General features: G+C 72.6%; 19 protein-coding genes and 1 tRNA gene. 9 read left to right on the plus strand and 11 right to left on the minus strand.

Annotated features, from left to right (window positions below; all coding sequences use genetic code 11):
• Positions 1 to 146: 146 nt before the first annotated feature.
• Positions 147 to 229: transfer RNA gene (locus tag DB033_RS04805), tRNA-Leu, on the minus strand.
• A gap of 138 nt (positions 230 to 367) precedes the next feature.
• Here DB033_RS04805 and DB033_RS04810 point away from each other — a divergent pair.
• On the plus strand, positions 368 to 1,696 hold the full coding sequence (locus DB033_RS04810; protein ID WP_111765684.1) for a M20/M25/M40 family metallo-hydrolase: 1,329 nt from the start codon (positions 368 to 370) through the stop codon (positions 1,694 to 1,696).
• Between the two features lie 82 nt (positions 1,697 to 1,778).
• Here the strand turns inward: DB033_RS04810 and DB033_RS04815 are convergent, their stop codons facing one another.
• The 8 genes from DB033_RS04815 to DB033_RS04850 all read right to left on the minus strand — a co-directional run bounded on the left by DB033_RS04815 (position 1,779) and on the right by DB033_RS04850 (position 9,459).
• On the minus strand, positions 1,779 to 2,084 hold the full coding sequence (locus tag DB033_RS04815) for an AzlD domain-containing protein (protein WP_111765685.1): 306 nt from the start codon (positions 2,082 to 2,084) through the stop codon (positions 1,779 to 1,781).
• On the minus strand, positions 2,081 to 2,770 hold the full coding sequence (locus tag DB033_RS04820) for an AzlC family ABC transporter permease (protein WP_205843649.1): 690 nt from the start codon (positions 2,768 to 2,770) through the stop codon (positions 2,081 to 2,083). The genes DB033_RS04815 and DB033_RS04820 overlap by 4 nt, the downstream gene beginning before the upstream one ends.
• Before the next feature lie 377 nt (positions 2,771 to 3,147).
• Positions 3,148 to 3,417, minus strand: coding sequence for a DUF5703 family protein (locus DB033_RS04825; RefSeq protein WP_240615735.1), 270 nt, complete (start codon positions 3,415 to 3,417; stop codon positions 3,148 to 3,150).
• A 49-nt stretch (positions 3,418 to 3,466) separates the two neighbouring features.
• Positions 3,467 to 4,351 (minus strand): oxygenase MpaB family protein, encoded by an 885-nt coding sequence (locus DB033_RS04830; RefSeq protein ID WP_111765686.1) that lies wholly within the window; start codon positions 4,349 to 4,351, stop codon positions 3,467 to 3,469.
• A 125-nt stretch (positions 4,352 to 4,476) separates the two neighbouring features.
• A complete protein-coding gene (locus DB033_RS04835; protein ID WP_240615736.1) occupies positions 4,477 to 6,402 on the minus strand; it encodes an ATP-dependent DNA helicase in 1,926 nt (641 codons plus the stop codon).
• Positions 6,395 to 7,327, minus strand: coding sequence for an aldo/keto reductase (locus DB033_RS04840; RefSeq protein WP_111765688.1), 933 nt, complete (start codon positions 7,325 to 7,327; stop codon positions 6,395 to 6,397). Before DB033_RS04840 ends, DB033_RS04835 begins: the two co-directional genes overlap by 8 nt.
• Before the next feature lie 92 nt (positions 7,328 to 7,419).
• On the minus strand, positions 7,420 to 7,995 hold the full coding sequence (locus DB033_RS04845; RefSeq protein ID WP_111765689.1) for a TerD family protein: 576 nt from the start codon (positions 7,993 to 7,995) through the stop codon (positions 7,420 to 7,422).
• Positions 7,996 to 8,220: 225 nt separating this feature from the next.
• The gene (locus tag DB033_RS04850) at positions 8,221 to 9,459 is read right to left on the minus strand and encodes a hypothetical protein (protein WP_111765690.1); all 1,239 of its coding nucleotides are present in this window, start codon (positions 9,457 to 9,459) and stop codon (positions 8,221 to 8,223) included.
• Positions 9,460 to 9,613: 154 nt separating this feature from the next.
• Between DB033_RS04850 and DB033_RS04855 the strand changes: the two genes are divergently transcribed.
• The 3 genes from DB033_RS04855 to DB033_RS04870 all read left to right on the plus strand — a co-directional run bounded on the left by DB033_RS04855 (position 9,614) and on the right by DB033_RS04870 (position 12,399).
• Positions 9,614 to 10,189: a TerD family protein gene (locus DB033_RS04855; RefSeq protein ID WP_111765691.1), complete on the plus strand. Its 576-nt coding sequence runs from the start codon at positions 9,614 to 9,616 to the stop codon at positions 10,187 to 10,189.
• A 119-nt stretch (positions 10,190 to 10,308) separates the two neighbouring features.
• Entirely contained in the window at positions 10,309 to 11,442 is a 1,134-nt protein-coding gene (locus DB033_RS04860; protein WP_111765692.1) for a DUF475 domain-containing protein, read from the plus strand.
• Between the two features lie 288 nt (positions 11,443 to 11,730).
• Positions 11,731 to 12,399, plus strand: coding sequence for a TerD family protein (locus DB033_RS04870; RefSeq protein WP_111765694.1), 669 nt, complete (start codon positions 11,731 to 11,733; stop codon positions 12,397 to 12,399).
• 76 nt (positions 12,400 to 12,475) lie between these two features.
• Here the strand turns inward: DB033_RS04870 and DB033_RS04875 are convergent, their stop codons facing one another.
• Positions 12,476 to 12,931, minus strand: a complete 456-nt coding sequence (locus DB033_RS04875) for a tellurite resistance TerB family protein (RefSeq protein ID WP_111765695.1) — start codon at positions 12,929 to 12,931, stop codon at positions 12,476 to 12,478.
• Between the two features lie 299 nt (positions 12,932 to 13,230).
• On the opposite strand from DB033_RS04875, the gene DB033_RS04880 reads away from it, so the two are divergent.
• From DB033_RS04880 to DB033_RS04895, 4 genes are read left to right on the plus strand one after another with little or no spacing between them, the layout of a single operon-like run.
• Entirely contained in the window at positions 13,231 to 14,385 is a 1,155-nt protein-coding gene (locus DB033_RS04880) for an HpcH/HpaI aldolase/citrate lyase family protein (protein WP_205843651.1), read from the plus strand.
• A complete protein-coding gene (locus DB033_RS04885; protein ID WP_111765697.1) occupies positions 14,382 to 15,758 on the plus strand; it encodes a phosphoribosyltransferase family protein in 1,377 nt (458 codons plus the stop codon). Before DB033_RS04880 ends, DB033_RS04885 begins: the two co-directional genes overlap by 4 nt.
• Positions 15,759 to 15,775: 17 nt before the next feature.
• Complete coding sequence (locus tag DB033_RS04890) at positions 15,776 to 16,897, plus strand: cysteine protease StiP family protein (protein ID WP_111767250.1); 1,122 nt, start codon at positions 15,776 to 15,778, stop codon at positions 16,895 to 16,897.
• Positions 16,894 to 17,748: an HAD family hydrolase gene (locus tag DB033_RS04895; protein WP_240615737.1), complete on the plus strand. Its 855-nt coding sequence runs from the start codon at positions 16,894 to 16,896 to the stop codon at positions 17,746 to 17,748. Before DB033_RS04890 ends, DB033_RS04895 begins: the two co-directional genes overlap by 4 nt.
• Before the next feature lie 168 nt (positions 17,749 to 17,916).
• On the opposite strand, the gene DB033_RS04900 is transcribed toward DB033_RS04895, so the two are convergent.
• Entirely contained in the window at positions 17,917 to 18,936 is a 1,020-nt protein-coding gene (locus tag DB033_RS04900; RefSeq protein ID WP_111765698.1) for a PHP domain-containing protein, read from the minus strand.
• A 116-nt stretch (positions 18,937 to 19,052) separates the two neighbouring features.
• On the opposite strand from DB033_RS04900, the gene DB033_RS04905 reads away from it, so the two are divergent.
• Complete coding sequence (locus DB033_RS04905; protein ID WP_111765699.1) at positions 19,053 to 20,096, plus strand: LLM class F420-dependent oxidoreductase; 1,044 nt, start codon at positions 19,053 to 19,055, stop codon at positions 20,094 to 20,096.
• The last annotated feature ends 21 nt before the right edge of the window (positions 20,097 to 20,117 follow it).

Consider the following 20,117-nt stretch of genomic DNA (forward strand, 5'->3'; position numbering starts at 1 on the left):
CCTCGCAATGGCCCGGACGGTGGGAGTCGGGTGCCGCGATCGCGCCACGCGGTGGCCGCAACGAGGAGCCGGATAGGCAGTCGACCCACGCAGCGGCCCAGACTTCACAGGTAGCGCAGGTGACCCGATCGGTGCGGGTCGAGATGTGTCCGAGGGGGGACTTGAACCCCCACGCCCTTGCGGGCACTAGCACCTCAAGCTAGCGCGTCTGCCATTCCGCCACCCGGACAGGGTGTGCCCCGCACCGAAGTGCAGCGACTCGACCACGATAGTCGGTCGGGTGCGGAGATCCCAAATGCAGCTCCCGCGAACACCGTGACCTGCACCGCGAGTGATCCGGATGCTTGCGGGTGGTAGGAACGACGCCATGACCGAAGCACGTGAAGTCAGCCCCTCACCCGCCGAGGACGAGGTCGTCCAGCTCTGCAGCGAGCTGATCCAGATCGACTCCGTCAACACCGGCGAGCTCGACACCATCGGGGACGGCGAGACCCGCGCCGCCCGCTACATCCAGCAGAAGCTGGAGGAGGTCGGGTACGAGACCTGGTTCCACGAGTCGGTTCCGGGCCGGGGCAGCGTCGGCTGCCGGCTCGCCGGCGCGGACCCCTCCCGCGGTGCGCTGCTCATCCACGGGCACGTCGACGTCGTTCCGGCCAACCCCGCCGAGTGGACGGTCGACCCGTTCTCCGGCGCCGTCCAGGACGGCTACGTCTGGGGACGCGGCGCGGTCGACATGAAGGACATGGTGGCGATGACCCTGGCCGTCGCCCGGTACTTCAAGACGGCCGGGATCGTCCCGGCCCGCGACCTCATCTTCGCCTTCATGGCCGACGAGGAGGCGGGCGGCTACTACGGCGCCCGCTGGCTCGTCGAGCACCACCCGGAGCACTTCGAGGGCGCCACCGAAGCCATCAGCGAGGTCGGTGGGTTCTCCATCACCGTCGACGACACCCGGCGCGCCTACCTGGTCGCCGCGGCCGAGAAGGGCGTCGCCTGGGCCACTCTCAAGGCGACCGGCACCGCCGGCCACGGGTCGATGATCAACCACGACAACGCCGTGACCCGGATCGCCGGGGCCGTCGCGCGGCTGGGGGCCCACGAGTTCCCGCTGACGCGCACGAAGACCGTGGACGCCTTCCTCGCCGCCGTCACCGAGCTGACCGGTATGGAGTTCCCGGCGGAGGACCTCGAGGGATCGATCGCCAAGATCGGCCCGGTGTCGCGCATCCTGCTGTCGACGCTGCGCAACACGGCCAACCCGACGATGCTCACGGCCGGCTACAAGGCCAATGTCATCCCGTCGGAGGCGTCCGCGGCGGTGGACTGCCGCATCCTGCCCGGCAGCGAGGACACCTTCCGCGAGCAGGTCGCCGAGATCGTCGGCGAGGGCGTCACCATCGACTGGGTCTGGCAGCCCCCGTTGGAGGTGCCCTTCGAAGGCGACCTCGTCGACGACATGAAGGCCGCGCTGGCCGCCGAGGACGAGGACGGCACCGCCATCCCGTACATGCTGTCGGGCGGTACCGACAACAAGGTCTTCGCCGAGCTCGGCATCCGGGGCTACGGGTTCTCGCCCCTGCGGCTGCCCGCGGATCTGGACTTCTCCGGCCTGTTCCACGGTGTCGACGAGCGGGTCCCGGTGGACGCACTCACGTTCGGTGTGCGGGTGCTGGAGCGGCTGCTGCGCACCTGCTGAGCGGCGTCGGCGCTTCGGGGTGCCGACGTGGCCGATGGGCGCCGTCACCGTTCCGTCCGGCCGGCGGGGGCTCCGTGGACGCCTACCGCGCGACCCAGCGCACCGCGGCGGTCGACGCCGCCGCGAGGCCGACCACCACCAGGAACGGCCACCGCCGCCACACGGCGACGCCGGCGACCGCCAGTCCGACCAGCCGGGCGTCGAACACCACCCGCTGGCCGGCGGCGAAGGTCTGCACCCCGATCAGCGCGGCGAGCAACGCGACCGGCATGACCGTCGAGATCCGCTGCAGCCGCGGCTTCTCCAGCCACGACGCGGGCAGCGACAGGCCGGCGAGCTTGAGCAGGTAGCAACCCGCGCACCCCAGCAGGACCCCGAGCCAGATCACCGGCGCACCGGGCGGTAGGCCGCCGCCACCGCGACCAGCGCCGCCACCAGCACGGGCACCCCGGGCGGCACCAGCGGCACGGCGACGACCGCGACGAGCGCGGCCACGACGGCCACCGCCCACGGCTCCCGTCCCCGCAGCCGCGGGCCCAACAGCGCCAGGAACGCCGCGGCCGCGGCGGCGTCCAGACCGAGCACGCTGGGATCCTGCAGGGCCTTCGCGCCGAGGGCGCCGACGGCGGTTCCCAGGTTCCACAGCCCGAGGACCGACAGCCCGGTGGCGTAGAAGGCGTAGCGGGCGGTCCGGCGGTCATCCGGGCCGATGGCCATCGCGGTGGACTCGTCGATGACCAGCTGCGCGGCGGCGAAACGACGCCGGCCGCGGGTCTGCAGCAGCGGTGCCAGCCGGAGCCCGTACAGCGCGTTGCGTGACCCCAGCATCACGGCCGTCGCGGCTCCGGCGAGGGGGCTGCCGCCGCCGGCGATCACCCCGACCAGGGCGAACTGGGAGCCGCCGGTGAACATCAGCAGGCTCAGCGCCATCGTCTGCAGGAACGACAGGCCGGCGGCGGTGGAGATGGCGCCGAAGGAGATCCCGTACGCCCCGGTGGCCGCGCCGATGCCGAGCGCGTCGCGCAGGACCGCCCGCCGGGACGCGGGCCAGGGTGTGTCGTCGGAGATGCTCACGACGCGTCAGGCTACTGACCCGCACCCGACGGCACCCGACGGCATCCGGCGGTCGGCGCCGCCCTCGTCCACCGCACCCGGCGTCGGTGACAGGTGGTGGTCGGCAACGGCAGTCGGTAGCGCCGTCGGGTCGCCGGACCGGGGCCGGCCCACCGGCGGTCAGCGCCACCACCGGCGTCCGTCCGGGCCCGGCGGCCCGGGAACCCGGTCGGGCGGCGTTCGTCCAGCATCGAGGTCGACTGTCGAGGTCCACCGTCGGGGTTGGCCGGCGGCGGGTCACCGTCGGCATCCACCGCCGCCGTTCACCGTCGGCGTCCGCCACCGAGGCCCGCCACCGGCGTCCACCGGCGTCCACCGGCGAGGGCGGGGATGCCGTCTCAGACGATCAGGCCGGGCAGCATGTGCCGGGACCGCTTGCGGCGCAACCACACCTTGCGCGACCCGTCGGTGAACTTCAGCGTGCGGGCCAACTCCCAGCCGGAGAACTCGGCGCGGACGGCGAGCATGGTCGCCGCCGCTCCACGCGACAGGTGCGGATCGATCCGCAGCGGCTGGTACTCGTACTCCTCGTCGTCGGTGATCCCGGCGACGCCGGCGGCCGCCGCCGTCCAGCGGGGTGACCCGTCCTGCTCGTGGCTGTCGTTCAATGGTGCTCCCGTACCTGTGCCGTCCCTGCGTCCATACCTACCACCACGCTCACGCGGTCCGTGTCTCCTGTCCCGGTGGCACCATCGCCCAGCGGATGGTCGCGGTCGCGACCTTGCCCATCGGTTCGGCGACCGCCCAGTCCAGCAGCGGGACCCGCGGGAGCCGCAGCTCGCGGCGGGCCCAGCCCGGCATCGAGGACACCGCGGCGGCGGCCAGCATCCCGTACCCAGGGCGGGCCGGCAGCGGCAGCGGCGGGTTCAGCAGCAGGAACTTCGCCGCGTCCCAGGCGATCGGCGACCCGCCGAGCTCCGGGCGGTAGACCTGCAGCGCCTTCTGCAGCTCGGCGTGGGTCTGCGGCGGGTCGACGACGCCGAGCTTGGCGGCCACCAGCCCGGTCTGGGCGACGTACTCGTCGCAGAAGTCCCGGCTCGCCGGCTGTGCCCCGTACCGCTCGTACGCGGTGAGGAAGCTGTCGATCTCGGCGAGGTGCACCCAGCGCAGCAGGTGCGGGTCACTGGCGGCGTAGGGCCGGCCGTCGAAGGTCTTGCCGCGGACCCGCTCGTGGATGCCGCGGATCTTGCCGATCAGCTCCTCGGCCCGGTCGACGGGACCGTAGGTCGTCATGGCGATGAAGGTCGACGTGCGCTGCAGCCGGCCCCACGGATCGCTGCGGTAGCCGGAGTGCCCGGCCACCCCGGCCATCGCGGACGGGTGCAGCATCTGCATGAGCAGCGAGCGGAGGCCGCCGACGAACATCGAGGCGTCCTGGTGCAGGACGTGGATGGCCGTGCCGGGGGCGAACCACCGCTCACCCGGATCGGTCCAGATCCGCCGGCCCACCTCGGCGGCGTCGTCGCCGGCCACCCGCTCGCGCAGCGCTTCGCTGATCGCCCGTCGCACCAGCGGCACCGGGAACACACTCGAGAGCGTCATACCTCCAGGATGCCCGAAAGTGCCATGGGGCCTCCGGACGGCGCCCGGCGTCGCGGCGTCCGCTCCCGGCGGCCCGGGAGACGTGGCGAACGGGGACCGTCGCCACCGCGGCGACCCGGCCGGGGTCAGGTCGCCGTGGCGGACCCGGGCGCGGCCGTGAGCAGGCTGCGCAGCCGGGTGCGCCGCGGTTGCTGCCCGATCTGCTCGACCGCGCGGGCCAGCGCCGGACCGGCCGAGTGCACCACCGACAGGTGCAGGCGCGCCCGGGTCAACGCCGTGTAGACCAACGGCCGGGACAGCATCGAGCCCGCCTCCGGCGGCATCACCGCCACGACCGCCTCCCACTCCGAACCCTGGGCGCGGTGCACCGTGATGGCCCAACCGTGCAACAGGTCGTTGAGCGCCTTGCCGCTGATGTCGGACCGGCCGCCGGTGAACTCCACCGTCAGCGAGTTGTCGGCGGCCCGGGTGACGGTGCCGACCTCGCCGTTGGCGTAGCCCACCGGGGTGGCCTCGGTGTGGTTCGCGGTCGCAACCACCCGGTCGCCGACGTCGAAGCCGCGGACCGATCCGCGGCCGGGGTTGAGCGCGGCCTTGAGCGCCCGGTTCAGCGACTGGGTGCCGGCGTCACCGCGGTGCACCGGGGTGACGACCTGGAGCTGGTCGGCGGTGGTGCCGAACGCGCGCGGGATGGACTGCGTGACGAGCTGCACGACACGGTGTGCCGCCTCACCGGACCCCCGTGCGGGCACCACGACCACCTCCCGGGTGGGATCGTCGACCCGGGGGAGTTCACCGGCCCGGACGGCGGTGGCCAGCCGGGCGATACTGCCGCCGGCGCTCTGCCGGTACAGCGTCTCGAGTTCGACGACCGGCAGCGTGCCTGCGTCGATCAGGTCGCCGAGCACCCGGCCCGGCCCGATCGACGGAAGTTGTGCCGGGTCGCCGACGACGACCAGGTGGGTGCCGTCAGGGAGCGCCGACATCAGGGCGGCCGCCAGCTCGACGTCCAGCATCGAGGCCTCGTCGATCACCACGAGCTTCGCGTCGACGGGGTTCTCGGCGTTGTACTCGAAGCGGTCGCCGTCGCCGACGGGTCCGCCGCGGGCGCCGAGCAACCGGTGGATGGTCATCGCTTCCGCGCCGGTCAGCTCCTCGAGCCGCTTGGCCGCGCGGCCGGTCGGCGCGGCCAGCGCGATGCTGATCTTCGCCGCCCGGCACATCTCGACGATGGCGGCGACGGTACGGGACTTGCCCGTCCCGGGCCCGCCGGTGAGCACGCTGACACCGTGCTCGGCGGCGTGGGCGACCGCGCTGCGCTGCACCCTGTCGAGCACCGCCCCGGCCTTGCCGATGTCCTTGACCAACGGGACCGCGGCACGTTCCAGGCGCAGGACGGCGTCGGCGACCTCGGTCTCGGCGGTGGCCAGTACGGTCGTGGCGATCCAGTCCGGCGTTCCGCTGACGGGGTCCGCGACCCGCACCACGTCGCCGCCGGCGACCGCGGACGCCACCGCGGTGGTCACCGCGTCGGCGTCCATCCCGAACGGCCGTAGCCCGCCCGCGAGATCATCGGTCGCGGCGGCGGTGTGGCCGTCCCGGGCGAAGCGGTTCAGGGTCCACGCGACGAGCGCGCGGCCGCGGCGCGGATCGTCGCGGCGGACGCCCGGTTCGATCGCCCGGGCCAGCCGGTCCGCCTGGCCGACGACCGCGTCCGGGAGGACGAGCAGCCGCCACGGGTCGCTGCGCAGGGCGGTGGCCGCGTTGTCGCCCAGCGCGTCGATCAGCCGCGACACCCAGCGGACCGGGATCTCCTCGGGCACCAGCAGTTCCGCCAGCGCGTAGGCCTGCCCGGCGCCGATCCAGGCGGTGAACAGCCGAGCGGCGCGGGTGTCGGTGACCCGGGGCAGCGTCCGGAGCCGGGCCTGCGTGACGTCGCGGGCGCTGCGGATACCGGCGTCCGGGAACGCCTGCCACAGCGCCTTTCCCGCGCCCGGCCAGAGACCCGCCGCGCAGAACTCGGCGAAGACGGGGTCGGAGAGCTCAGTCACCGGTGCGGTCGGCCGAGCTGACATCGTCGAGCGCGGCGGTGATCTCGGGCGGCAGCGTGATGTTCTCCGACGCGAGACAGCCCAGCAGCTGGGCGCTGTCGCGGGCCCCGATGACGGCGGACGCCACGCCCGGACGATCCCGGGCCCAGGCTGCGGCCACCGCCAACGGGGACGTGCCCAGCCCGTCGGCGGCGGTCGCCACGGCCTCGACGATCCGGGCGGCCGCCTCGGTCCGGTGCCGTCCCACGTACCGGGCGAAATGCGGCGAGGCACCGCGGGAATCGGCCGGTGTGCCGTGGCGGTACTTGCCGGTGAGGACGCCCCGACCCAGCGGTGCCCACCCCAGCACGCCGACGCCGTGGGCCGCGGCGGCGGGCAGCACGGTGGCCTCCGGTTCGCGGTCCACCAGCGAGTACTCGACCTCGATCGAGGTCAGCGGCACGCCGTGGTGGGTCAGTTCGGTGGCGACGGTGGCCAGCTGCCAACCCTGCAGACCCGACACCCCGACGTAGTGCGCCCGGCCGGAGGTCACGGCCCGGGCGAGGGCGGCGCAGGTCTCCCGCCACGGCACGGTGGCGTCCCAGGCGTGCACCTGCCAGAGGTCGAGGTGATCGGTCCGCAGCCGGCGGAGGGTGGCGTCCAGGGCGCGGCTCAGGGCACCGCGGCCACCGCCGGCGCCGACGGTGGTGGAGGCGATCCGGATCTGTTCACGGGTGACCACGTCGGGCACCAGGGTGCCCAGGATGGTCTCGGCGTCGCCGTCGCCGTAGATGTTCGAGGTGTCGACGAGGGTGCCGCCGGCGGCGACGAACGCCTCCAGCTGGCCGGCCGCCTCGTCGGCGTCGGTGTCGCGGCCCCAGGTCATCGTGCCGAGCCCGAGTCGGGACACCTTCAGACCACTTGCTCCGACCGGGCGCATCTCCATCCCAGCAACCTACGTCGGCGGCGGGGGAGAAACCGAACCCGGCGCCGCGGCGGGTTGCCGCGGCGCCGGGCCGGTCGAACGGATGCCGCGACTCAGATGTTGACGCCAAAGTCGCGGGCGATGCCGGCCAGCCCGGAGGCGTAGCCCTGGCCGATGGCCCGGAACTTCCACTCGGCTCCGTTGCGGTACAGCTCACCGAACACCATCGCGGTCTCGGTGGACGCGTCCTCGGACAGGTCGTAGCGGGCGAGCTCGGTGCCGTTGGAGGCGTCGACGACGCGGATGAACGCGTTGCGGACCTGGCCGAAGCTCTGGCCACGGGAGTCCGCGTCGTAGATCGACACCGGGAAGGTGATCGACGAGACCTCCTGCGGGACAGCGGGGAGGTTGACCTTGATGACCTCGTCGTCGCCCTCGCCCTCACCGGTGAGGTTGTCGCCGGTGTGCTCGATGGAGCCGTCCGGCGAGCGGAGGTTGTTGAAGAAGACGAAGTACTGGTCGTTGACGATCTTCTTGTCGTTGTTGAGCCCCAGCGCGCTGGCGTCGAGATCGAAATCGACGCCGGTGGTGGAACGGACGTCCCACCCCAGGCCGACGTTGACCGCGGTGAGGTTCGGCGCCTGCTTGGTCAGCGAGACGTTCCCGCCCTTGGTCAGACTTACGCTCATTGCTGTCTCCTCCTCGGGATGTGCGGATCAGGGGTACCGCAGCGGTTCCCGGACGTACCGGAAGCCCGACGCAGTCACCCTAGGGTCAGCGTGCCGGGGCCGCAGGAAGTTCCCCGGGTCCGGGTCACGATGCGTCCTCGCGGAGACGGCGTGCCGCCCGCGGCGGTGGTCGGGGTCGTGCCGCCGCCACCCGCCGGTCGATCCCGCCCGGGTCGTCCGTCGCGGTCAGCGGCCCTGCTCGACCTCGCCGCGCACCCGTTCGACCACCGTGCGCACGAACGCGGTGACCGACGCGAGCTCGCCGAGGTAGGCCCAGAAGTTCGGATGGGCGCCGGTGAGCCGTTCGCGGGCGACGTCGACACGGCGGGACTGGGCGTCCAGCACCGAGCCCCACTGGGCGACCTTGTCCCGGTCGACGACCAGCCGCTGCGCGTCGCGGATGCGGAACCGGGTCTCCCGTTCCACCGTCGACGGGTCGTCGCGCACCGCCCGCAGCTGCGCCAGCCGGTCGGTCAGGGCGTCACAGGCGTCGGCGGCGGCGGTGAGGTGCTCGCGGGCGGTGGCCGACAGGTCCATTGCGTCCTCCGGCCGGCCCTCACGGACGGCCACACCCGCGGCCTCCCACTGCGCACGCCCGGCGCCGAGTTCACGGACGGCGAGGTCGACGTTGCCGATCAGGTCAGCGGAGTTCGGTTCGCTGAACTCCCGCAGCAGCGCCGACCGCACCGGGGGCAGCCGGTCCAGCCGGCTCTGCACGGTGTCGATCCGGGTCCGCACGCTGGTCAACGTGGTCGTCGCCCGGTCACCGGCGGTGCGGGCCGCGGCCAGGGCCGTGTCGATCTCGGCCGCCGCGCCGTGCACCCGGGTCGCCGCCGCCCGGACGCGCTGCGCCGACGCGGCCGCGAGTGCCGCATCCAGGTCGGCGATCGCGGCGGTCAGCTCCGAACCCGCTTGCCGCACCGAGCGGAAGCCGGCGAACGCGCCCGCGGCGTCCAGGGTCCGCCGTGCCGTCGCGGCGGCGGACGCGGCCTCCTCGGCGATCCGGGGCGTCGCGGCGACGGCCGACCGGGCCTGGTCGAGTTCGCCGCGGTGCCGCTGGTGGAAGCGGTCGACCGCGGTGGCGGCGTCGGCCAGCCGGGTGTGCACCTGCTGATAGGCGGTGGTGGCCCCGAACAGGTCGACCGGAGCGCCGCCCGCGGGCACGGTGGTGCGGTCCAGGTCGTACCGCTCGCTGACCGACACGTACTCCGCGGTGGCGGTGAAGCACTGCTGCTCCACCCGCTCCCATTCCCGGGCCAGGGGCGAGCGCGGATCGAGCTCGACCACGGCCCGGATGGCCGCGTCGACGAAACGCTGCCGGGTGTCCAGATCGAGGAAGGCGGCGACGGCGCCGTCCCGCGCCGCAGTCGCGGCCGCTGTCTCCTGCGGGCTCCTGCGGACTCGCCCGAACCATCGACCCGCCATCGAGCGTCACAGTACCCAGCGCCGTCGCCGGCCATCGACGGTCACGACGCCCGCGAGGAACCATCGTCGGCTCGCGGCCGTTCCGGTCAACAGCAGTTAAAGTTCTCCACCGGCGCCCCGTCCGGTGGAGCCGACGGCATCAGGAGGAACATCCATGGGCGTCAGCTTGACCAAGGGCGGCAACGTCTCGCTCACGAAGCAGGCCCCGCAGTTGACCGCGGTCAACGTCGGGCTCGGCTGGGACGTGCGCACCACCACCGGCGTCGACTTCGACCTGGACGCCAGCGCACTGGCGCTGGACGCCGGCGGCAAGATCGTGTCCGACCAGCACTTCGTGTACTTCAACAACCTGCGCTCGCCCGACGGCGCCATCGAGCACGTCGGTGACAACCTCACCGGCCAGGGCGAGGGCGACGACGAGGTCATCAAGGTCGACCTCGCCGCGGTCCCGGCGAACGTCGCCTCCATCGTCTTCCCGGTGTCGGTCTACGACGCGGACTCCCGCGGGCAGAGCTTCGGGCAGGTCCGCAACGCGTTCATCCGGGTCGTGGACCAGGCGACCAGCACCGAGCTGGCCCGCTACGACCTCACCGAGGACGCCTCCACCGAGACCGCCATGGTGTTCGGCGAGCTGTACCGCAACGGTGCGGAGTGGAAGTTCCGCGCCACCGGCCAGGGTTACGCCTCCGGCCTCGCGGGCATCGCCCGCGACTTCGGCGTCAACCTGTAGCACCGCAGCATCCGGGTGTTCTCCGTCCCACCCCGGCTCCCGGGCCCCGGCGGGACGGAGAATGGCCTTCCCGGCCTCTCCGGCCGGGCCCCGTCGTATTCCGAAAGGCGTTACCCACCGTGTTGAAGATCTTCGGCTGGTCCTACGGGGTCACGGTCGTGTCGTTGGTGATCGCCGTGCTCTACGGCGGCTGGACGGCCCTGTTCCTCTGCGTCATCCTCGGCATCCTCGAGGTGTCGCTGTCGTTCGACAACGCGGTGGTGAACGCGACGATCCTGCAGCGGATGAGTGACTTCTGGCAGAAGATCTTCCTCACCGTCGGCATCGTCATCGCGGTGTTCGGCATGCGGTTGGTCTTCCCGCTGCTGATCGTCGGGATCACCGCCGACCTGGGCCCGATCGAGGCGATCCAACTGGCCATGGAGCAGCGGCCGGCCGAGGACCCGACCAGCTACGCGGCGCTGCTCACCGCGGCGCATCCGCAGATCGCGGCCTTCGGCGGCATGTTCCTGCTGATGCTGTTCCTCGACTACATCTTCGAGGACCGCGACATCAAGTGGCTGACCTGGCTGGAGCGCCCGTTGGCGCGCATCGGCAAGCTCGACCAGCTGTCGGTCATCGTCGCCGTCGTCGCCCTGGTGCTGTCGGCGGAGTTCCTCGCCGAGGATCCGGGCATCGTGCTGCTGTCCGGCATGCTGGGCCTGATCACCTATCTCGCCGTCAACGGGCTCGGAGAGCTGTTCCACGTGCCGGAGGAGGTCGAACCGGACGACGAAACGGGTGACTCGCCGGTCGCGGACCCCGCCGGCGCCGCCGCCAAGCCGGCCCGCGGCCAGAACAAGATCGTCAAGGCCACCGGCAAGGCGGCGTTCTTCCTGTTCCTGTACCTGGAGGTGCTGGACGCGTCGTTCTCCTTCGACGGCGTCATCGGCGCCTTCGCGATCACCTCGGACCCGATCATCATCGCGCTCGGCCTGGGGCTGATCGGCGCCATGTACGTCCGGTCGCTGACGATCTTCTTCGTTCGCAAGGGCACGCTGCAGGACTACGTCTACCTCGAGCACGGCGCCCACTGGGCGATCGGTGCGCTGGCGGCGATCCTGATGATCTCCATCGGTGTGCACATCAACGAGATCGTCACCGGCCTGCTGGGCGTCGCGTTCATCGGCGCCGCCTTCATCTCCAGCCTCCGGCGCAACAAGCGGATCGCCCGCGAGGACACCGAGACCCCGCTGCAGACCGCCGCGCACTGACCCGGCGCCAGCCGGCGCCTCGCCGCGGGTCCGGCCACGGGTCCGCCCGGACAGAAGGGCCCCACCATGGCCATCGACTACACCCGGCCGCCGAAGCGGCCGGCGACCCCGGAGTCGGCCGCGCCCACCGCGCCGCCGGCCCCGGCGGCACCGGCCGCACCCGGCGCCGGCGGGCGGATCGACTTCAGCCGGCCGGGCCGGCAGTCGAGCCCCCCGCCCGCCCCGGCCACCACCACCGCACCGCCCACGCCGGCGGCACCGCCCACTTCGGCGACACCGCCCACCCCGTTGGCACCGCCCACTCCGGCGGCACCGGCGACGCCCCCCGCCCCGACGGCACCACCGATCTCGCTGAGCAAGATCACCCTGACCAAGTCGGCACCCACGATTAGCCTGACCAAGCGCGGCCAGAGCCAGGGCGTGATGCGGGTCAACCTGAACTGGACGTCGAAGGCGCCCGGCAAGGGGTTCCTGGCCAAGCTCGCCGGCAGTGACCAGATCGATCTGGACTTGGGTTGTCTCTACGAGCTCAGCGACGGCCAGAAGGGCGGGGTGCAGGCGCTGGGCAAGCAGTTCGGCAACCTGCAGCGGGCGCCGTACATCCTGCTCGACGGCGATGACCGCAGTGGCGCCTCGGCCGGCGGGGAGAACCTGCTGATCAACCTGGAACGGCCGGACCGCTTCAAGCGCATCCTCATCTTCGCGATGATCTACCAGGGAGCCACCAAGTGGGGCGAGGCCAACGGCGTCGTCACGCTGTACCCGACCGCCGGACCCGAGGTCGAGGTGCGGTTGGACGGCGACGCCCCCGGGGCCCGGGTCTGCGGAATCGCGCTGCTGGAGAACCGGGGCGGCGAGCTGGTCGTCAGCCGCGAGGTCCGTTACGTCACCGGCAGTCAGCGCACGCTGGACGAGGCCTACGGGTGGGGTCTGAACTGGGCGCCCGGCAGCAAGTAACGCGCCGGTCGGATCCTCCCACGACGACGGGACCCGCCCCGGCGATGGCCGGAGCGGGTCCCGTCGGACCGGTGGCTCAGAGGTCGAACTCGGACGGGGCGATCCCGACGGCGAAGCAGGCGTCCTTGACGGCAGCGCGTTCGTGGGCGTCGAAGTTGCCGTCCGCACCGCCGATGATGATGCCGATCTGGATCACCGCGCGGGCCTGGTCCGGCTTGGACTTGAGCTTGGCGACCGTGGCGATCGCCTCGACCTTGCCGAAGTCGAAGTCCTTGGCCAGCTTGTCGCAGTACCAGTCGAACTTGTCGCGCAGCTCCGACGGCGGGAAGATCGACAGGATGTCGTTGCTGGTGATGAGCGCGGCGGTCTTGCGGCGCTCCTCCGGGTCGATGGTCCCGTCGGCGGCGGCGATCAGTGCGCACATGGCCATGGTGCCGTTCGCGAATTCCTTGTTCTTGAACTGACCGGTCTTGGTCTTCAGCTGTGAACTCATATCGGCGGTCTTCGACTTGAGCTGGTCCCAGAATGCCATCGACGATTCTCCTGATCTTCGTCCACCGTTCACCGTGAACGGGGAGGCCGGGATGCTCCCGGACTCCAGACTTCCCAACGAACGGGAATGCATGCGAGTTCCCCGCGCACCCCGGCGGTGACGCCCGGGGAGTGTATGTCCACCCGTCGCGTCAAGCAGGATGACACCACCGGCTCCACCCGTCTGGGATGATCGGGGAAAAGCCGGACCACCCCTTCGGTCCGTCCGGACCCGCCATTCCCCGCGGCCCGTCCGTCGTCGCCGGTTCCCGGCCGAGCAGAGAGTACGAGCGATTCACCGTGCGCCATTTCGACCAGTTGCCCCCGGACGTCCGGGCGCAGCTCTTCGCCCGAGAACCCGAGGAGTTCGGTCTCGACACCGACATCCCCCTGCTGTCACGGGCTCTCGGAGCCACGCTGTACGTGCCGGGCACGCGTCCGGATCTGTCCGCGGCGGTGCGCAAGGCGATCGCCGGCGGCGTGCGGTCGATGGTGATCGACCTGGAGGACGCGGTCGAGGACGGCCGTGTCGGGGATGCCCTGCGGCAGGCCCGGGAGAGCCTGGCCGAACTGTCGTCCACCGGTGTCGACGCGTTGATCTTCGTCCGGGTCCGATCCGCCGATCACATCGTCGACATCACCTCTTCGGGTACCGCAGCGGAATTGTCCGCGTTGGCCGGCTTCGTCCTGCCGAAATTCTCGCCCGGAACGGGTGGCAAACACCTCGAAGCGGTACGCGAGAGTGGCCGTCTGCTGGGTCGGCGCATTCTCGGGATGCCCGTCATCGAGACGCCCGAGGTCATCTTCCGCGAAAGCCGGATCGAGAGCCTCACGCAGATCAGGGCAATTCTCCGGGAGTACCGCGAGGAGGTTCTCGCGGTCCGTTTCGGTGCCACGGATCTGTGCGGGCTGTACGGCATCCGGCGTGACCGGGATCTGAGCATCTACGACGTCCGGGTGGTGGCCGACCTGATCTCGGACGCCGTCAACCAGCTGGGACGGGAAGGTGCGGAGAACTTCACCATCTCCGGCCCGGTGTGGGAGTACTTCTCCAACCACGAGCGGATGTTCCGCCCGCAGCTGCGGGCGACACCGTTCGTCGAGTCCGACGAGACGCAGCTGCGGCATCGGCTCATCACCAAGGACTTCGACGATCTGATCCGGGAGGTCGTCCTGGACCGGGCGAACGGGCTGCACGGCAAGACGGTGATCCATCCGTCGCACGCCGCTCCCGTGCACGCCCTGTCGGTGGTGAGCTCGGAGGAGTTCAGCGACGCGAGCGACATCCTGGCCAGCGGCACCGGCGTCCGCGCCTCGGAGTACCGGGACAAGATGAACGAGGCGCGTCCGCACCGGTTCTGGGCCGAGCAGATCATGCTGCGGGCGCGGGCTTTCGGCGTCGCCGGCCCGGACACCAACTTCGTCGACTTCCTCGCCGCGTTGGTGCGGACGTGACGGCGGCTCCGCCGCGGACCGACGGCTGGGTCGGGGACCGCTTCGGGGTGCGGCTGCACACCGGAGGTTCCGTGGTCGGCTGGGAGCTCCCCGAGCTGGTGGGGCTCGCACTGCGGCGCAATCCGCGACGCGCGCACCTGCTGGTCTCGACCGTGCTGGGCAAGCACGTCCCCGTCGAACCGGGGCTCGTCCGCGGCGCCGGGCGGCTGCTCGGCCTGCTGGTCGCCGCCTCGCTGGGCGAGCTTCCGGCGGACCGGGTGCGGACCGCGGCGGAGGCGCTGCGAAGGGGGGACCACGACCCGGTCGACGCGCTCGTCGCGGGTCACCGGCCGGCCACCGGCACCGCGGTGTTCGGCTTCGCCGAGACCGCCACCGGCCTCGGGCACTGCGTCGCCGAGGCGCTGCACGCCCGCAGCTACCTGCACTCGACCCGGCGGGAGGTCGCCGGGGTGCCGGTCGCACTGCGCTTCGAGGAAGGCCACTCCCACGCCACCGCCCACCTCGTGCAGCCGCAGCCGGCCGGGTTGCTGGGCGGCGGGGGGCCTGACGAGGTGCTGGTCCTCGTCGACGACGAGCTGTCCACCGGAACCACGGCCATCGGGGCGATCCGCGCCCTGCACGCGGTGGCGCCGCGGCGGCGGTACGTCGTCGCGGCGCTGATCGATCTGCGCAGTCCCGCCGACGCCGCCACCCTGGACGCGTTCGCCGACGATCTCGGCGTGGCCATCACGGTGGTGGCGCTGACCTCGGGCGGCGTCCACCTGCCCGCCGGCCTGGCCGGCGCGGCGGCCGCGCACGTCGCCGCGCACCCGGCCGCGCCGTCCGCGGCGGCTCCGGTGCCGCCGGTCACCCGGGTCGTGCTGCCGTGGCCCGCCGCGCTGCCCGAGGGCGGACGGCACGGGGCGCTCGGCGCCGAGGCGGCGGCCTTCGACGCGGCGGTCAGCGCCGCCGCCGAGGTCCTCGACGCCGCGGTACCGGCCGGTCGGGTCCTGGTCGTCGGCACGGAGGAGCTGATGTACCTGCCGCTGCGGCTGGCCACGGCACTGGTCACCCCTCTCCGGACGGTGCGCTTCCAGACCACCACCCGCTCACCCGTGCACCCGGTCGACGACCCCGGATACCCGGTGCGGCGGGCCTTCCGTTTCGTCAGCCCCGAACCGGACCCGGACGGCGTGCCGCGCTACCTCTACAACGCCACCTGGGACGACGGCACCGATCCGGACGCCGTCGTCGTGGTGGTCGACGCCGCGACCGACACCGCCGCACTGTCCGCGCCGGACGGCCTGTTCGCCGCCCTGGCGGTCCTGGGGGTGCCGCTGGTGCTGGCGGTCGTGCCCGGTGCCGACCCGTCGATCCTCGGAGACCGCCCGTGACCCGCCTGGTCCGTCCGCTGCCGCCGCCGCTGACCGGTCCGGCGTTCGGCTCCTACCGGCCCGACGAGGTGTCCTGGCTGCTCAAGGACCTGTCGGCGGTGGGTCTGGAGGCCGACACCGCGTCCCGGGAACGGCGCATCCAGTCCGGGCAGGCGCACTACGCCGAATCGCTGCCCATCGAGTTCCAACCCGACGACGCCTACCAGCGGTTGTTCGCCACCGTGCTGGCCGACAGCGCGTCGCGGCTCGCGACCGCGGTCGGGCTGGTCACCGACCTCGTCCTCGCCGAGCGTGGCGACGACGTCACGCTGGTCTCGCTGGCCCGGGCCGGCACCCCGGTCGGCATCCTGATGAAGCGCTGGGCCGCGCACCGCCACGGTCTTGACCTGCCGCACTACGCGGTGAGCATCGTCCGGGGGCGCGGCATCGACGAGGTCGCGCTGGCCTACCTCGCCCACCACCACGACCCGGCGCGCGTTGTCTTCGTCGACGGCTGGACCGGCAAGGGCGCGATCGCCCGGGAGCTGCACGCGGCGATCACCGGGCTCGCCGCCGCGGGCGGGCCGGTGTTCGACCCGGCCCTGGCGGTACTGGCCGATCCGGGCTCGTGCGTGTCGCACTACGGCACCCGCGACGACTTCCTCATCGCGTCGGCCTGCCTCAACTCCACCGTGTCCGGCCTGGTCTCGCGGACCGTCCTCAACGACACCCACATCGGCCCGGACGACTTCCACGGGGCTAAGTTCTACGCCGAGCTCGCCGCCGGTGACCGTTCGAACCAGCTGCTCGACGCGGTCACGGCGCGGTTCGCCGAGGTGACGGCCGCCGTCGACGCCGAGCTGCCGGCCCTGCAGGCGGCCGACCGGACGCCGACCTGGGCGGGATGGACGGCGGTGGAGGAGATCCGGCGCCGCTACGGCGTCTCGTCGGTGAACTTCGTCAAGCCCGGTGTGGGGGAGACCACCCGGGTGCTGCTGCGGCGCACCCCCGACCGGGTGCTGGTGCGCGACCTGAACAATCCCGACCACGCCCACATCCGGCTGCTCGCCGGGCAGCGGGGTGTCCCGGTCGAGGTCGTGCCCGACCTGGCCTACGCCTGCGTCGGGCTCATCGAGCAGGTCACGGCGGACGCCCAGTGAGCGGCACCCTGATCGCGACCGACCTCGACCAGACGATGATCTACTCGCCGGGCGCGCTGCGGCTGCCCGGCCCGGACCTGGACGCCCCGACGTTCGTCTCGGTGGAGGTGCTCGACGGGAAGCCGTCGGCGTTCATGACCGCCACGGCCCATCGCGGGTTCGAGCAACTGTCGGCGGAGCACACCCTCGTGCCCTGCACCACCCGCACGGTGGAGCAGTTCCTGCGGATCCGGCTGCCGCTGGCGGCGACCGGCCGCCCGCGGTACGCCGTGGCCAGCAACGGCGGCACCCTGCTGGTCGACGGCCGGCCGGACGTCGACTGGCGGCGGGGCCTGGACCAGCGGCTGCGGGAGACGGCCAGCCCGCTGGCCGAGGTCACCGCGGCGCTGCAGGAACGCGCCACCGGTGACTGGGTGCTCAAACGGCGCTCCGCCGACGACCTGTTCACCTACCTCGTCGTCGACCTCGCGGCGGTCCCGGACGGCTTCCTGGCCGAGTGGGGCCAGTGGTGCGCCGACCACGGCTGGCTGCTGTCCGTACAGGGGCGCAAGGTGTACTCGACACCGATCGGACTCCGGAAGTCCGCGGCCATCGCCGAGGTGGCGGCCCGGGTCGGCACCACGCGGATGCTGGCCGCCGGCGACGGACTGCTGGACGCGGAGATGCTCAAGCTGGCCGACGCCGCGATCCGGCCCTGCCACGGCGAACTCGAGGGCCTGGGCTGGACGCGGCCGCACGTCAGCGTCACCGAACAGGCCGGGGTGCTGGGCGGCGAGGAGATCGTCCGCTGGTTCGCCGACCAGGCCGTGACCGCGGACGCCGCGCCGGTAGTGGCGAGCGGCTCGCGCTGACTCTCCCGCCCCCGGCCCCGCCGGGCCGGACGGCCATGCCGCGGGCGTCGCACCGGTGCCGGCCGCCCACCGGATGCTGTCGCGCCCACGCCGCGGGCACCGCGGTGCCGGCTGCGGTGGGCCGGTCGCCGGGGGCTGCGGGCCGGATCAGGGGGGATCGATCCGGGGTCAGCGCTCCCGGGTCGTCCAAGCGAGCAGCTTCTCCAACGGCCACGTGTTGACGATCCGCTCCTCGGGGACTCCGCATTCCACCGCGCGGGCGGCGCCGTAGGTCTGGAAGTCCAGCTGCCCCGGGGCGTGCGCGTCGGTGTCGATGCTGAACAGGCAGCCGGCGGCGACAGCCTGCTTCAGCAGGGCCCGCGGCGGGTCGAGGCGCTCCGGGCGGCTGTTGATCTCCACCGCCACCCCGCGCTCGGCGCAGGCGGCGAAGACCTTCTTCGCGTCGAACGAGCTCGGCGGCCGGGTACCGCGACCGCCGGTGACCAGTCGGCCGGTGCAGTGGCCGAGGACGTCGATGTAGGGGTTCCCGATGCCGGTGAGCATCCGCTCCGTCATCGTCGCCGAGTCCGCCCGCAGCTTCGAGTGCACCGACCCGACCACGATGTCCACCCGGCCGAGCAGCTCGTCGGTCTGGTCCAGGGTGCCGTCCTCGTTGATGTCGCACTCGATGCCGGACAGCAGCCGGAAACCGTCACCCAGCTGCCGGTTCATCGCCGCCACCAGCGTCAACTGCTTCTCCAGCCGTTTGGCCGTCAGCCCGTGGGCGACGGTCAGCCGGGGGGAGTGGTCGGTCAGGGCGAGGTAGTCATGGCCGAGTTCCAGGCCGGTGACCGCCATCTCCTCGATGGGGCTGCCGCCGTCACTCCAGTCGCTGTGCGAGTGCAGGTCGCCGCGCAGCCGGGTCCGCAGGTCCGCACCGGCGGGATCCAACGGGCCGGCGGCCGCCTCGAGGTCGGCCAGGTAGGCCGGGACGACACCACCCGCCGCCTCCTCGACCACCGCGGCCGTCTTCGGGCCGACGCCGGGCAACTCGGTCAGCGAGTGCTCGCGGATCCGGGTGGCCAGCTCGTCGGCGGGCAGCGTGGCGATGGCCAGCGCGGCGGTCCGGAACGCCTTCACCCGGTACGTGGGCGCCAGCGAGCGTTCGAGCAGGAACGCGATGCGGCGCAGCGCGGCGAGACCGTCCATCCGGCCACCCTAGAGCCGGCCGGTCCCCGGCCCCGCACCCGGTGAGAGCTGCGTCACCCGCGTCGGTACGGTGGTCGGACCGGCGCCCGAGGACGGGGACCGGTCAGGGAGGCGACATGAGGCTGGGCGTCAGCCTGGGCTACTTCAGCAACGGCGACCAGATCCGGGAGGCCGTCGCCCTGGCCCGCGGCGCCGAGGACCTCGGATTCGACTGCGCCTGGGTGGCGGAGGCCTACGGCAGCGACGCGCCGACCGTGCTGGCCGCGATCGCCAGTCACACCACCGGGATCGACATCGGTTCCGCGGTGATGCAGATCCCGGCGCGCACCCCGGCGATGACCGCGATGACCGCCGCCACCCTGGACGGCATGAGCGACGGCCGCTTCCGGCTGGGTCTCGGGGTGTCGGGCCCGCAGGTCAGCGAGGGCTGGCACGGCGTCCGCTACGCCGATCCCGTGGGCCGCACCGAGGAGTACGTCGCCATCGTCCGGCAGGCCATCGCCCGCCGGCGGGTGCAGTTCGCCGGTGACCACTTCACGCTGCCGCTGCCGGACGGGCCCGGCAAGACGCTGATGCTGGGGATGAGCCCGCACCGGCGGTCGCTGCCGGTCTACCTGGCCGCGGTGGGACCGAAGAACCTCGCCCTGACGGGCCGGATCGCCGACGGCTGGCACGCCATCTTCTTCGACCCGGCCGGCGGCGCCGCGCAGGTCGCGGTGGTACGGGACGCGGCGACCGCCGCCGGGCGGGACCCGGCCGCCGTCGACATCGCGGCGACCGTGGCCGCCGCGGTCGGTCCCGACCCGGCCACCGCCGCGGACGCGGTGCGCCCCAACGCCGCGCTCTACATCGGCGGGATGGGGTCGCCGACGACGAACTTCTACCACGGCATCGCCAGTGCCATGGGTTACCGGGAGGCGGCGGACGAGGTCCAGCAGCTGTTCCTGTCCCGTCGCTACGACGAGGCGGCCGCGGCCGTTCCGCTCGAGTTCCTCACCCGTACGAGTCTTCTCGGCACCGCGGACGACATGGCGACTGCGCTGATCAGGCTCCGGGACGCAGGGATCACATCCGTGAACGTCGCTCCTTACGCCCGATCGACGCACGACCGCCTTACGATCCTCAAGGCTGTCGCGCACGCGCGGGAGCTGATCCGCTAGGCACACCCCGGCATCCCGACG

Origin of the sequence: Nakamurella deserti (assembly GCF_003260015.1) — a bacterium.
Classification (GTDB): Bacteria; Actinomycetota; Actinomycetes; order Mycobacteriales; family Nakamurellaceae; genus Nakamurella; species Nakamurella deserti.

What these genes read in the sequence shown, in the direction of transcription:
- DB033_RS04905 (WP_111765699.1), top strand. Translation starts at nt 19,053, where the DNA reads ATGAGGCTGGGCGTCAGCCTGGGCTACTTCAGCAACGGCGACCAGATC.
- DB033_RS04810 (WP_111765684.1), top strand. Translation starts at nt 368, where the DNA reads ATGACCGAAGCACGTGAAGTCAGCCCCTCACCCGCCGAGGACGAGGTC.
- DB033_RS04855 (WP_111765691.1), top strand. Translation starts at nt 9,614, where the DNA reads ATGGGCGTCAGCTTGACCAAGGGCGGCAACGTCTCGCTCACGAAGCAG.
- DB033_RS04900 (WP_111765698.1), bottom strand. Translation starts at nt 18,936, where the DNA reads ATGGACGGTCTCGCCGCGCTGCGCCGCATCGCGTTCCTGCTCGAACGC.
- DB033_RS04845 (WP_111765689.1), bottom strand. Translation starts at nt 7,995, where the DNA reads ATGAGCGTAAGTCTGACCAAGGGCGGGAACGTCTCGCTGACCAAGCAG.
- DB033_RS04840 (WP_111765688.1), bottom strand. Translation starts at nt 7,327, where the DNA reads ATGGAGATGCGCCCGGTCGGAGCAAGTGGTCTGAAGGTGTCCCGACTC.
- DB033_RS04850 (WP_111765690.1), bottom strand. Translation starts at nt 9,459, where the DNA reads ATGGCGGGTCGATGGTTCGGGCGAGTCCGCAGGAGCCCGCAGGAGACA.
- DB033_RS04830 (WP_111765686.1), bottom strand. Translation starts at nt 4,351, where the DNA reads ATGACGCTCTCGAGTGTGTTCCCGGTGCCGCTGGTGCGACGGGCGATC.
- DB033_RS04875 (WP_111765695.1), bottom strand. Translation starts at nt 12,931, where the DNA reads ATGGCATTCTGGGACCAGCTCAAGTCGAAGACCGCCGATATGAGTTCA.